Here is a 12,354-nt window from a genome sequence, read left to right as displayed (position 1 = left end):
CAATAGCACCTCATCACAGCTTTTTACTTGGAATATTCCGAGCTCAAATCTTCGAAATCTGGATCTGTACCATCATCATTCTTCTGGAGATTTCGAATGTAATCGTCCATCTCCTGTTGCATAACTGAAGGGTCAACACCATAAGGAGCTTCAGTTTGAGTCTTTCTTACTAGGTAGCTAGACCCGTCATAAATCGAACTCCCCGCCAACTTGTCTTCAAAGATCTGCGTCAATACGCGACCACCATCAATATCCATATACTCAGCCCACAGATAGCCGCCATCAAAGCGGAATCGAATTTCCTTCAACGCTGTTTTCAGCTGGCCGTTGAATCGTTGGCGTTGCTCCGTACTGCGAAGGTCTTCAGGATCTACGAAGTATTTGAGCGTTTTCACTGATAGCTCCCGGCTCATAAGGTCACTTTCAGCTCGTTGAATTTGCTTTTCTAAGGCTTGCGTCTTCTTCTTGCATTGCTCGAACAAGACTCGATAATCCGCATCATTATCGTTATCCAGCACAAGTTGAGCTGCCTTCTTTCTCTTCTGGGTCTCAACCTCTAGCTGAACTCGTAATTCGGCTAGCGTGGTTCTAAGAGCGATTGTTTTATCCTCCCCCTCAACCCGTTGCTTCATTACCCTGTTCAGCAAGAACACTGCTTGCAAAAGTTGTGGTTCAACCTTGCCGTAAAGCATGTTCGGTAATTTGCACCCAGCGGTGTTTTGCTTGGGACAAACCAGATAGTTTCTTGGGCTCCCTGCTCGCCCTTTGTTTTGATAACGTAATGACTCACCACACTGACAGCGAAGTACACCACTGAAGAGATTGTTAAAGGTTCCCTTGCGATAGGAACCACTATGCTTGTTTCTCTTGCTGATAAGGTGTTGCACCTCTTCAAACAAGGCTGGGGAGACTATCGTGGGGTAGTACCCCAAGATTGGCTCATCAGCAGGCACCCGATGGCCGTTCTCAATGACATGTGGCTGGAAAACACCGATCACCGCTTGACTCTTGATGACCGCTTGAATACCTGCCGGACGCCAGTCAGCCTCTTTGCCGAATGTTTTGTAGCCTTTGTCTAGGAATACCTTAGCAATCTGCTCATAGCCACAGCCTGACTTCGCCATTTCAAACATCTCGTTCACAATAGCTACTCGTTCGGAGATAGGGACGATCTGCTCCCCATCCCTAGTGAGCCATGAAGGTAGACGGGAGTTAGCTATCACTTTGTTGTTCTTTCTTGCCTGCTCACGGCCATTTGACCATGCTGCACGGCTCCGACGGCTTTTCATCTCTGACTCATCATTAGCACGAGCCATGTAGACGATTGAGACTATCAGCTTGGTGAAGTCCACCTGACCTCTACGAAAGACCTGCTTATCAGAGAGGGTTACAATGACGATCCCCGCCCTCACAATAGCTAGGAACTGTTCAAGGGCCTCTTCGACTGCTTGTCTGCTCAGACGGTCTACTGACTCAACCAGCAGGTATGACCCCTGTTCAATCTCACCGTGCTTCACAGCATCAACGAAGCGACCTAACGCCCCTTCAGACATGTTGGCACCACGAAATGCACTCGTGCCGAAATCATCAATCGTCTTGTCATCAAGCTGGAGATTGTGCTCAGCACAGTAATCCATAGCCTGCTGAAGCTGGCGGCGATAACTATCTCCTTGCGCCTGCTTGGGGGTACTGAATCGAATATAGGAATAGGCTTTCACGGGGCGACTCATGGCAACTCCTTTGCTATTGGCTCACATTGGAAGCAAGTGAGCACGGCTGAAAATTAAGATGGGATGAGCCTATCAGTTGGTCGGCACTTTACACAATATGCAATCAAAGTTATTTTTACCGAAACCACCACATTGCAGAAGAACAGCCCACCGTCAGACGACCAGCCCAAGGTAGCCACATTTCCCTGCATAGTGATCGCCTGTATGCTATGGCCCATTGAACGGAACACGGTGAACTCCATGGAAAACAAGACCGAATGCAAAGTTGTGCTCTACGGCATTTCCCCCAAAAACTGCGACACCATCAAGAAAGCCCGCAAGTGGCTGGATGAGGCCGGTATCGACTACCGCTTTCACGACCACCGCACCGACGGCCTGAACCCGGACGATCTGGACAGCTGGCTGGCAAAACTCGGCTGGGAAGCCCTGCTCAACAGCCGCGGCACCACCTTCCGCGCCCTGCCGGATGAGGCCAAACAGGGGCTCGACACCACCAAGGCGCGCGCCCTGCTGCTGGAACATCCGGCCATGATCAAGCGCCCGCTGCTCGACCGTGACGGCGAACTGACCCTGGGTTTCAAGGCTGATCACTACCAATCCCTCTTCTCCCGTTAAGGACAACTAAGGACAACTGATGTCGGATGTCATCGCACTGGCCAAGGATCTGATCCGCCGCCCCTCCGTTACCCCCCTCGATGAAGGGTGCCAGACCATGATGGCGGAGCGCCTCGCCAGGATCGGGTTTGTCATCGAGCCCATGGTGTTTGAGGACACCACCAACCTCTGGGCCCGCCGCGGCAGCGAGGGGCCACTGTTCTGCTTCGCCGGCCACACCGACGTGGTGCCCGCCGGGCCGCTGGAGAAATGGCACACCCCGCCGTTCGAGCCGACCATCAAGGATGGCGTGCTCTACGGGCGCGGCGCCGCCGACATGAAAGGCTCGCTGGCTTCCATGGTGGTGGCGGTCGAGCGCTTCGTGGCCGAGCATCCGGATCACACCGGGTCCATCGCCTTTCTCATCACCTCCGATGAAGAGGGGCCCTTTATCAATGGCACCACCCGGGTGATCGACACCCTGGAGGCCCGCAACGAGAAGATCCGCTGGTGCATCGTCGGCGAGCCCTCCTCCACCGACGTGGTGGGGGATGTGGTGAAAAACGGCCGCCGCGGCTCCATCACCGGCGATCTGCTGGTGCGCGGGGTGCAGGGCCATGTCGCCTATCCCCATCTGGCGGACAACCCCATTCACAAAGCCGCGCCAGCGCTGGCGGAACTCGCCGCCACCGTGTGGGATGAGGGCAACGCCTACTTCCCCCCCACCAGCTTCCAGATCGCCAATATCTCGGCCGGCACCGGCGCCTCCAACGTCATTCCGGGTGAGCTGCAGGTCCAGTTCAACTTCCGCTTCAGTACCGAACTGACCGACATGGATATCCGTGAGCGGGTCGAAGCGCTGCTGGATAAACATGGCCTCGATTATCAGCTGAGCTGGACCCTCTCCGGCCAGCCGTTCCTCACCGACACAGGCGCGCTGCTCGATGCGGCTGTGGCGGCCATCGAGGCGGTGAACGGTCAGCGACCGGCCCTGCTCACCACCGGCGGCACCTCCGACGGGCGCTTTATCGCCCCTACCGGCGCCGAGGTGATTGAGCTTGGCCCCGTCAACGCCACTATTCACAAGGTGAACGAGTGCGTGAAGGCGGACGATCTGGATCTGCTGGCCGACATGTACCAAGGGGTGCTCGAGAGATTGCTGGCATGACGCAGGAACAACTGCTGGGGCTCGACGAGAGCCACCTTATTCTGGTGGGGCGCGGCCCTCATCGTCTGACCGCCGCCACCGCGGCGGCCTTCAACGACATGCAGGTGGCGGCCGCCTATGAGGGGTTCAACCTGCAGGCGGCCTCCAGCTGGCGCAGCTTCGAGCGCCAGCTCGCCATCTGGAATGGCAAGTGGCGCGGCGAACGGCCACTGCTCGATGCCAACAGCCAGCCCATCGATGCCCTGCAACTGGGCGAGGTGGAGCGGCTGCACGCCATCCTGCGCTGGAGCGCCCTGCCCGGCACCAGCCGCCACCACTGGGGGACCGATCTCGACATCTACGACCCGGACTGTTTGCCTGCCGATACCAAACTGGCACTGGAGCCGTGGGAGTATGAAGCCGGGGGCTGGTTTGCAGATCTCAGCGAGTGGCTCAGCGACCATATGAGCGACTTCGGCTTCTTCCTCCCTTATGCCAAGCCGGTCGGGGCACAGAGCGGGGTCGCCTACGAGCCCTGGCATATCAGCTTCTCGCTGGAGTCCGATGAGCAGCGGCTCGATCCCGCAGCACTGGCGCTTTGCCTGCAACAGGCGGATATTGAAGGCAAGTCGACCATATTGGCCAATCTTGATGAAATTTTGGCCCGTTATGTCACCACCTGTCCTGACGAAAGGAAAATCCCATGAATCTCTGGCTGTGGATAGGGTTGCCGCTGCTGTTCCTGCTCGGGCTGTTTCTCAATGCCATCAAAGACATGAAACGGCTGGAGAAGCAGTTGCCCAACTACAAGGACAAGATCCGCGAAGTGAAGGATGACGAGGACGACTGAATCCCGCCCCATCCCGTGGGGAGCGCCCTTGTGCTCCCCTCTCCCTCTGCTGTGCCGTTTCGCTTTTCCCCGCCCTCTCCTCCCTGCGCATCCTTAAATCGACGCTCCTTTGACTCCGCTTTCGTTAACCCCGTCACTGTCAGAATATGGCGCGGCCATGCTGAAAAAAGGGATGAAAAATGTAAGAAAGTGCAAATTGATGCACAAATAAGCCACACAAGGGGGGCCTAACTGCATATAATGTGCCTACTTTGCACATTACCAGGAAGGAGTTCGCCCTTGGATGCCGCTACCATCAACAGTTTCTTTTTTGTCGCTGCCCTGTTGGTGGGAGCCAGCGTACTGTTGAGCGCCCTCTCTTCCCGCCTCGGTATTCCCATTCTGGTTATCTTCCTCGCCGTCGGCATGCTGGCGGGTGAGGATGGCCCAGGTGGCATCCACTTCGCTGACTACTCCATCGCCTATCTGGTGGGCAACCTGGCGCTTGCCATCATTCTGCTCGACGGCGGCATGCGCACCCGGGTCTCCTCGTTCCGGGTGGCGCTCTGGCCTGCCTTGTCGCTGGCGACGGTCGGGGTGGCTATCACCACCGGCCTGACGGGGCTCGCCGCTGCCTGGCTGTTTGACCTCAACCTGATGCAGGGGATGCTGATCGGCGCCATCGTCGGCTCCACCGATGCGGCGGCGGTCTTCTCCCTGCTTGGCGGGCGCAGCCTCAACGAGCGGGTGAGCGCGACGCTGGAGATAGAGTCAGGCAGCAACGACCCCATGGCGGTGTTTCTCACCGTCACCCTGATCGAGGTGCTCGCCACCGCCCAGCAAGGGCTGGATGGGGGCTTCCTGCTGCTGCAACTGGTCAAGCAGTTCGGTCTTGGCGCCGGGATCGGCCTTGGCGGCGGCTGGCTGCTGTGGCGCCTCATCAACACAGCCCGTCTGGCGCCGGGGCTCTATCCGCTGCTCACCGTCAGCGGTGGCCTGCTGATCTTCGCCCTCACCACTGCGGTCGGTGGCAGCGGCATTCTCGCCATCTATCTCACCGGTCTGTTGCTCGGCAACCTCGCCCTGCGCAGTCGCAGCACCACATTGTCGGTGCTGGATGGCCTGACCTGGCTCAGCCAGATCGGCATGTTTCTGGTGCTGGGGCTGCTCGCCTCCCCCCACAAGCTGCTGCCCATCGCCCTGCCCGCGCTGGCGCTGGCGATGTGGATGATCCTGTTTGCCCGCCCGGTGTCGGTCTGGATCGGGCTGCTGCCGTTCAAGAACTTCGCCCCCCGCGAGCGCTGGTTTATCTCCTGGGTTGGCCTGCGCGGCGCCGTGCCCATCATTCTGGCGGTCTTCCCCATGATGGCGGGACTGCCCAACGCCCAGCTCTACTTCAACGTCGCCTTCTTCGTGGTGCTGGTTTCGCTGATTTTGCAGGGCAGCTCGCTGCCGCTGGCATCAAAACTGGCGCGGGTGGAGGTACCGGCACCGCCGTCGCCCATCAACCGCTCCGGGCTCGAGATCGATCTCGACAGCCAGTGGGAGACCTTCGTCTACCAGCTGGGGGAGGAGAAGTGGTGCATCGGCTCGCCACTGCGGGATCTGCAGATGCCCGCCGGCACCCGGATCTGCGCCCTGTTTCGTGGCCGCGAGCTGCTCCACCCCTCGGGCAGTACCTGTCTGCAGGCGGACGATATCCTTTGCGTCATCGGTCACGAACGTGACCTCCCCGCCCTCGGCCAGCTGTTCAGTCAAGCGCCGGAGCAAGATCTCGGCCCCCGCTTCTTCGGTGACTTCCTGCTGGAAGCGACGGCACGGCTGGTGGATCTCGCCCCTCTCTATGGGCTGGATGTGAGCGAGATGGCGGATCAGACACTGGGCGATTTTATTGCCAACCAGTTGGGCGATAATCTGGTGGTCGGTGACCACATCGAATGGCAGGGCCTGATCTGGACCGTGGCCGAAATGGACGAGAGCGTACCAAGCAAGATCGGGGTGCGCTTTCAGGAAGAGGACCCGGTCTGACCGACCGTCCCGTATCAAGTCCCCAGCAAGAAGGGAGAGAGTTATGCCATATCAAAGTTTGCTGTCCGGCCCCCTGCCCCCCGCTGCCAATCTGGGGGTCATTGAAGGCTTTTTTGGCAAGGGATGGAGCTGGCAGGCCCGCGCCCGCTACGCCCAGTGGCTGCCACGCCACGGTTACGGTTTCTATATCTATGCACCAAAAGAGGATGGCTATCTCCGCAAGCATTGGGCCCTCCCCTGGCCCGAGCAGCAACTGGCCGATCTCGCCGAGCTGGCGCGCCAGTGCCGCGCCAACGGGCTCGCCTTCGGGGTGGGCTTGAGCCCCATGGGGGCTCATCACGACTACGATCGCAAACGCTCGGCGCTGCTTGAGAAAGTGCGCCTCATCGACGAGATGCTCCAGCCCGATATTCTGGCGGTGCTGTTTGACGATATGAAGGGGGATACCCCGGACCTGGCCCGTCACCAGCTCACCATCGCCCACGATATCGCGGCCCACAGCAAGGCAAGCCGCCTCATCTTCTGCCCCAGCTACTACTCGACCGATCCGGTGCTGGAGAAGGTGTTTGGCGCCATGCCTCCCCGCTATCTGGAGGAGCTTGGCGAGCAGCTCGATCGCCGTTTCGAGATCTTCTGGACCGGCCCCAAGGTCTGCTCCAGCGAATATCCGGCCAGTCACCTCAAGCAGGTGAACGAACTGCTCGGCCGCAAGCCCTTCCTGTGGGACAACTACCCGGTTAACGATGGCAGCAAGGCGAGCAGCTACCTGCACCTGCGCGCCTTCGAGAACCGCCCCGCCGAGCTGGCGGAGCTGGTCTCTGGCCACGCGGTCAACCCGATGAAACAGGCGGCGCTGTCGGCCCTGCCCCTCGCTACCCTGCCGATGAGCTACCGACTCGGCAAGCAGTACGACCCCGACAAGGCGCTGCATGCCGCCCTCAACGCCACCTGCGGCCCGCAGATCTCGGCGATGATCGAGGCCGACCTGCCGCTGTTTCAGGATCTGGGGCTGGCACAGCTCACCTCCGAGCAGATTGCCGCTCTCAAGGCGCGCTATCTGCCGTTTCGCGACCAATCCTGCGTCGACGAAATCGTGCGCTGGCTGGACGGGGAGTATGTGTTCGATCCCGACTGCCTGACCGATTAAACCGCCCCTGCGGGGCAGAAAGGAGGTTGTATGGATGCACACCTGCTTTACCAGAATCTGGCGGTGATCGCCGCCTTCTTGCTGATCTACAGCCTGATCGCGGGGCGCTTCGAGTCAAAACTGGTCAACGGCCCCCTGCTCTTTCTGCTGACCGGCTGGTTGCTGGGGCCGGGAGGGCTTGAGCTGCTCTCCCTCTCTATCGACAGCGCCGGCATCAAGCTGCTGGCCGAGCTGACGCTGGTTATCGTGCTGTTCAACGATGCCGCCAACACCAACTGGCAGGTGCTGCTGGCCAACCGCCAGCTGCCCATCCGCCTGCTGCTGATTGGCCTGCCCCTCACCCTGCTTTGTGGCGCCCTGTTTGGCCACTGGATTTTCCCCGACCTACCACTGCTGGAGATGGCGATCCTCTCCACCATTCTTGCCCCCACCGATGCGGCGCTCGGCAAGGCGGTGGTCAGTAACCCCGCGGTGCCTGCACCGGTGCGTGAAGGGCTCAATCAGGAGAGCGGCCTCAACGACGGCATCTGCGTACCTGTGCTGCTCCTGCTGCTGGCCCTTATCGCCCCCACAGAGCAGCACGCAGGCACCGCCACCCTGGCTATCACCCTGATGCTGGAGGAGATCGGCATTGGCCTGCTGGTCGCCTTCGTGCTGACCAGTCTCACCATCCGGCTGCTGAAGATCTCCTATCTCAATGGCTGGCAACTGCCACTCTGGCGTCAGCTCACCATGCCGGGGCTGGCCCTGCTCTGCTTTGCGCTGGCCCAGACGCTGGGTGGCAGCGGCTTTATCGCCGCCTTTGTCGGTGGCCTCTTTATCGGCCACCGCCTCGGCGAGCACAAGCACGCCTATATGGACAGCTGCGAAGGCTACGGCGACCTGCTCTCCGTGGTGATCTGGATGGTGTTTGGCGCGACCCTTATGCCCATTCTGCCGGAGCTGCTGCACTGGCAATACTGGCTCTATGCCATTGCCAGCCTCACCCTGCTGCGGATAGTGCCGGTTTGGCTGAGCCTCATCGGCACCGGCCTCAAGCCCGAGCTCAAGCTCTTTATCGGCTGGTTCGGGCCGCGGGGCCTTGCCAGCATCGTCTTTGCGGTGATGGTGCTGCAAAACGAGCCCTCCCTGATTGGCCAGCGCCCCATCATCGCCACCGTGCTCTGCACTATCATATTGAGCGTCATCCTGCACGGCCTCACCGCCAACCCCTGGGTCGAGCGTTTCAAGCCTCGCTGAGCCACCCGGCGCCCATAAAAAATGCCACCGATCGGTGGCATTTTTCTTTTGTGGCGAGAGTCACTGACAGCTCTTACCCGAGCGCCAGCCAGACTCCCACCCCCAGCATCAGAGTACCGGCGATGCGGTTCATCAGGGTGATGTTGCCGCTCTTGGCGAGGAAGTGGCGCAGAGTGCGGCCACCGCTGGCGTAGAGCAACAGGCAGGAGAACTCGATGACCAGGATCAGCGCCACCAGCGCGCTGATCTGCGGCGCCATCGGCTTGTCGGCAGAGATAAAGGGGGGCAGTAGAGAGATCATGAAGGCCCACCCCTTGGGGTTGGCGATGGCGGTGACAAAGCCCTGCAGCGCCAGCCCCATGGCACTGGTCTGTTGACCGGCCGAGAGATCCGCCGGAATGGCCATCTTCCCCTTGGCCTGCCACATCTGGATGCCAAGCCACACCAGATAGGCGCCCCCCACATATTTGAAGGCGGCGAAGATCCCCGGGTAGTTGAGCATGATGGCTGCCACCCCGATCACCGACAGCACCGAGACCAGCCCGACCCCGATCAGCTCCCCCCACATCATATGCAGGGTACAGCGCACCCCCAGGCTCATCCCCAGGGTCATCGACAGGGTCATGCACATGCCCGGGGTCACCGAAACAAAGAAAAAGGTCGGGATAAACAGAGCCAGAATGGCCGGATCGATCCAGCTGGACACAACACACCTCCATATGACGAGAGCGGGAAATCACGAAAACGGGACAGGATTGACACAACCCAGCCAGTTGTACCACATATTCAGGGGATAAAGCGCTCAATCATGCCTAAATGGCTCCTTTCTCACAAGAAAAAACGTTTTCCTCAGCATATTTCAGCAATAAAAGCCTGTGACAGCTCCTGACGTGCATGTGTAAGATGTCGGCTCCTCCAATTTCGGATTAGAGCCATTTATGTCATTGAATAATCTATCAATACGTGTCCAGGTCTTGATACCTTTGCTGCTGGCCAGCCTGCTGATGATGGTGATGATCGCCATCAGCAAACAGGGTCTGGATGAAGCCATCAATGACATAGATGAGACGACCCAGAGCGTGGTCCAGCAGAAGGACGATATTGCCAAACTGATCCACGCCACCTACCGGCTGCGCACCAGCGCCATCTATGGCCTCTACGATGCCAAGCTATTTGCTGCACTGCCCGCAAACCTCAACAGCGCCGAGCAGGAGATCAACGCCATCCTCGGCCGTCTGGTGCTCCCCGGTGCCGAGCAGGATAACCGTCAGGTCGCTGCCGCCCTGCAGGCCTACCTCAGCCATACCCGCAGCAACATGCTGCCGCTGCTGGCGCAAAAACATCAGGGTGGCGGCGATCCGGTCGCCTACGAGGCGGCTCGCCTCCATTTCCGCGAGCTGGGTGAACAGCTGATCAAGCAGATCGACAGCATGTCCGCCCACATCAACCAGCTGATCCAGCAAGAGCTGGCCGAAGAGCAGGCCCACTACGACACCACCCTGCTGCGTACCCTGCTGCTCACCGCCGGTACCCTGCTGGCGGCGCTGATCTGCGGCTGGGTCCTCTCCGGGCGCATCGTCAGCCCCATCGGTCAGTTGCAAGAGGTGATGCACGCCGTGGCGCAAGGGCGCTTCAACGTGCGCGCCAAAGCGGAGGGCAACAACGAGCTGACCCGTCTGGCCAAAGATATCAATCTCACTCTGGGGCAACTTGGTAGCACCATCGAGAGCCTGACCGGGATCAGCAACAGCGTCGCCTCCGCCGCCACCGAGCTGGCCGCCGTGATGACCCAGTCCGAGGCCAATGCAAAGCAGCAGCACAGCGAGATCGAACAGGTCGCCTCCGCCGTGACCGAACTCTCCAGTACCGCTGACAACGTCAACCACAACGCCGCCGTCGCCGACGAGCTGGCGCGGGATGCCAATGGCCGGGTCGAGCAGGGGCTCGCCCTCTTTACCGAAAGCATCGCCGCCAACAGCCGGATGGCGGGCAGTCTGGAAGATGCCGCCGCCATCGTGGCCCAGCTCAAATCCCAGTCCGAGCAGATCGGCAAGGTAATTGAAGTGATTCAGGGGATCTCCGAGCAGACCAACCTGCTGGCGCTCAATGCCGCCATCGAAGCGGCCCGTGCCGGTGAAACGGGTCGTGGTTTTGCGGTGGTGGCCGACGAGGTGAGAATGCTGGCGGCCCGTACCCAGGACTCCACCAAGGAGATCCAGGCCATCATCGAGCGGCTGCAGAGCCAGTCCCAATCCGCCAACAACGGCGTGCAGGAGACTCTGGAGATCCTCAGCCATAACCAGCGCTTGTCCGCTCAGGTGCAGGACCTGCTGAGCGGCATTACCGGTGCCGTGCGCCAGATTAACGACGCCAACGCCCAGGTCGCCACCGCCGCCGAGGAGCAGTCCTGCGTCACCGCCGACATCAACCGCAACATCACCAATATTCACGAGATCGTGAGCCAGAGCTCTGCCGGCATCAGCCAGAGCGCCAGTGCCAGCAACGAACTCTCACAGCTCGCCGAGCAGCAACGCAAACAGCTGGCCCAATTCCAGCTGTAAGCGCACAAAGTGAACCAGACAAAAAGGCCCGCAAGGGCCTTTCTTGTTGATGGAGCAATGGCTTTGTCTCTGTTTTAAACGCCATTTTTTGGCTTGTGGCGCCATAAGGGGCTGGGCTGCCCTGTCAAATATCGGTATGGTAGAGGCACGTTACTCCCCCTCACGTGAGCACACCATGAGCCTGAGATTCAAGAAACCCGCTTTTATCGCACTGGGGCTCATCGCCCTCATTTCCGCCGCCTGGCTCGACTACTACCTGCCGGAGCACACCATCGCTACCATCACCGGGGTCGAGGTGAAGCGCACCGACAAGGATGGCCCCATCAGCCAGAAAAACCCGGCTGACGGCCCCACCACAGACGTCTATTACATCTACACCGAGCGCCCCGGCGAGAAGATCCGGGTGTTTCGCAATGAAGATACCGAGTGGGGCTGGCCCTTCTACTTCAAGTTCAACGCCGCCGACGTCCAAGCCAAGGCCAAGTCGATGGAGTTCGAGAAACGCCTGGCCATCATCACCTCCTACGGCTGGCGCGTGAACATGTTCTCCATGTTCCCCAACGTCACCAAGATCGAGAGCACAGAGCCTGACGCCTCCACCTGGAGCTTCTTCCGCTGGTTCTGGTTCGGCCTCTGGGCCCTAGTTATGGGCAAGGCAGCCATTGCGACCTGGCGCTACTTCGATCGTCTTGAGGACGAGCTATGAGCGAGCCGAGCAAGACCCGCACCAGCTTCTACCGGCGGCTCTACGTGGCCTGGCTGATCAGCCAGGGCACGGATACGGTGCCCGCCATCATGGAGGCAACCGGCATGCCGCGCCGCACCGCGCAAGATACCCTGAGCGCGCTGGCCGAACTCGATATCAGCTGCGCCTTCGAGCAGACCGAGGGGGCTCGCCACCTGCAGGGACACTACCGCATCAGCGACTGGGGGCCCATCAATCCGGCGTGGATCAAGGCCCAGCTGCCTCTTATCAAGGAGACGCTGAGCTATCCCTGATCCGAGAACCGCTCTGCAATCACACTCTGCTTTAAATTAAAGAGGGGCCAGCCGACAAGGCTGGCCCCTCTTTTTTCAGG

Annotated in this window: 12 protein-coding genes; 10 read left to right on the top strand and 2 right to left on the bottom strand. The window is 59.8% G+C overall.

What is annotated here, in order from left to right; genetic code table 11:
• Nucleotides 1-23: 23 nt before the first annotated feature.
• Nucleotides 24-1,730, bottom strand: coding sequence for a recombinase family protein (locus OKB77_RS03145; RefSeq protein WP_201951703.1), 1,707 nt, complete (start codon nt 1,728-1,730; stop codon nt 24-26).
• Nucleotides 1,731-1,970: 240 nt separating this feature from the next.
• Between OKB77_RS03145 and OKB77_RS03140 the strand changes: the two genes are divergently transcribed.
• The 7 genes from OKB77_RS03140 (at nt 1,971) to OKB77_RS03110 (ending at nt 8,714) form a co-directional block, all read left to right on the top strand.
• Nucleotides 1,971-2,345 (top strand): ArsC family reductase, encoded by a 375-nt coding sequence (locus OKB77_RS03140; protein WP_158113204.1) that lies wholly within the window; start codon nt 1,971-1,973, stop codon nt 2,343-2,345.
• A gap of 19 nt (nt 2,346-2,364) precedes the next feature.
• Nucleotides 2,365-3,492 carry a succinyl-diaminopimelate desuccinylase gene (gene dapE, locus OKB77_RS03135; protein ID WP_158113203.1) on the top strand — a complete coding sequence of 376 codons (1,128 nt, stop codon included), beginning with the start codon at nt 2,365-2,367 and terminating at the stop codon, nt 3,490-3,492.
• Nucleotides 3,489-4,178 carry a M15 family metallopeptidase gene (locus OKB77_RS03130; protein WP_158113202.1) on the top strand — a complete coding sequence of 230 codons (690 nt, stop codon included), beginning with the start codon at nt 3,489-3,491 and terminating at the stop codon, nt 4,176-4,178. The genes dapE and OKB77_RS03130 overlap by 4 nt, the downstream gene beginning before the upstream one ends.
• Nucleotides 4,175-4,321: a hypothetical protein gene (locus tag OKB77_RS03125; protein ID WP_005337933.1), complete on the top strand. Its 147-nt coding sequence runs from the start codon at nt 4,175-4,177 to the stop codon at nt 4,319-4,321. Before OKB77_RS03130 ends, OKB77_RS03125 begins: the two co-directional genes overlap by 4 nt.
• Nucleotides 4,322-4,600: 279 nt before the next feature.
• Nucleotides 4,601-6,328, top strand: coding sequence for a potassium/proton antiporter (locus tag OKB77_RS03120; RefSeq protein ID WP_201951705.1), 1,728 nt, complete (start codon nt 4,601-4,603; stop codon nt 6,326-6,328).
• 43 nt (nt 6,329-6,371) lie between these two features.
• Nucleotides 6,372-7,475 (top strand): beta-N-acetylglucosaminidase domain-containing protein, encoded by a 1,104-nt coding sequence (locus OKB77_RS03115; RefSeq protein WP_042053967.1) that lies wholly within the window; start codon nt 6,372-6,374, stop codon nt 7,473-7,475.
• A gap of 30 nt (nt 7,476-7,505) precedes the next feature.
• Nucleotides 7,506-8,714: a cation:proton antiporter gene (locus OKB77_RS03110; protein ID WP_201951708.1), complete on the top strand. Its 1,209-nt coding sequence runs from the start codon at nt 7,506-7,508 to the stop codon at nt 8,712-8,714.
• Between the two features lie 73 nt (nt 8,715-8,787).
• On the opposite strand, the gene OKB77_RS03105 is transcribed toward OKB77_RS03110, so the two are convergent.
• On the bottom strand, nt 8,788-9,420 hold the full coding sequence (locus tag OKB77_RS03105; RefSeq protein WP_201951711.1) for a LysE family translocator: 633 nt from the start codon (nt 9,418-9,420) through the stop codon (nt 8,788-8,790).
• Between the two features lie 232 nt (nt 9,421-9,652).
• On the opposite strand from OKB77_RS03105, the gene OKB77_RS03100 reads away from it, so the two are divergent.
• From OKB77_RS03100 to OKB77_RS03090, 3 genes are all read left to right on the top strand, one after another.
• The gene (locus OKB77_RS03100; RefSeq protein WP_201951713.1) at nt 9,653-11,275 is read left to right on the top strand and encodes a methyl-accepting chemotaxis protein; all 1,623 of its coding nucleotides are present in this window, start codon (nt 9,653-9,655) and stop codon (nt 11,273-11,275) included.
• Between the two features lie 175 nt (nt 11,276-11,450).
• The gene (locus OKB77_RS03095) at nt 11,451-11,981 is read left to right on the top strand and encodes a DUF1523 family protein (protein WP_005350438.1); all 531 of its coding nucleotides are present in this window, start codon (nt 11,451-11,453) and stop codon (nt 11,979-11,981) included.
• A complete protein-coding gene (locus OKB77_RS03090) occupies nt 11,978-12,274 on the top strand; it encodes a winged helix-turn-helix domain-containing protein (protein ID WP_005344341.1) in 297 nt (98 codons plus the stop codon). Before OKB77_RS03095 ends, OKB77_RS03090 begins: the two co-directional genes overlap by 4 nt.
• Nucleotides 12,275-12,354: the final 80 nt, after the last annotated feature.

This window comes from Aeromonas sp. Y318-3 (assembly GCF_027706185.1).
Lineage (GTDB): Bacteria > Pseudomonadota > Gammaproteobacteria > Enterobacterales > Aeromonadaceae > Aeromonas > Aeromonas veronii.
This window is presented reverse-complemented; position numbering and strand designations above follow the sequence as displayed.

What these genes read in the sequence shown, in the direction of transcription:
- OKB77_RS03145 (WP_201951703.1), bottom strand. Translation starts at nt 1,730, where the DNA reads ATGAGTCGCCCCGTGAAAGCCTATTCCTATATTCGATTCAGTACCCCC.
- OKB77_RS03140 (WP_158113204.1), top strand. Translation starts at nt 1,971, where the DNA reads ATGGAAAACAAGACCGAATGCAAAGTTGTGCTCTACGGCATTTCCCCC.
- dapE (WP_158113203.1), top strand. Translation starts at nt 2,365, where the DNA reads ATGTCGGATGTCATCGCACTGGCCAAGGATCTGATCCGCCGCCCCTCC.
- OKB77_RS03130 (WP_158113202.1), top strand. Translation starts at nt 3,489, where the DNA reads ATGACGCAGGAACAACTGCTGGGGCTCGACGAGAGCCACCTTATTCTG.
- OKB77_RS03125 (WP_005337933.1), top strand. Translation starts at nt 4,175, where the DNA reads ATGAATCTCTGGCTGTGGATAGGGTTGCCGCTGCTGTTCCTGCTCGGG.
- OKB77_RS03115 (WP_042053967.1), top strand. Translation starts at nt 6,372, where the DNA reads ATGCCATATCAAAGTTTGCTGTCCGGCCCCCTGCCCCCCGCTGCCAAT.
- OKB77_RS03110 (WP_201951708.1), top strand. Translation starts at nt 7,506, where the DNA reads ATGGATGCACACCTGCTTTACCAGAATCTGGCGGTGATCGCCGCCTTC.
- OKB77_RS03100 (WP_201951713.1), top strand. Translation starts at nt 9,653, where the DNA reads ATGTCATTGAATAATCTATCAATACGTGTCCAGGTCTTGATACCTTTG.
- OKB77_RS03095 (WP_005350438.1), top strand. Translation starts at nt 11,451, where the DNA reads ATGAGCCTGAGATTCAAGAAACCCGCTTTTATCGCACTGGGGCTCATC.
- OKB77_RS03090 (WP_005344341.1), top strand. Translation starts at nt 11,978, where the DNA reads ATGAGCGAGCCGAGCAAGACCCGCACCAGCTTCTACCGGCGGCTCTAC.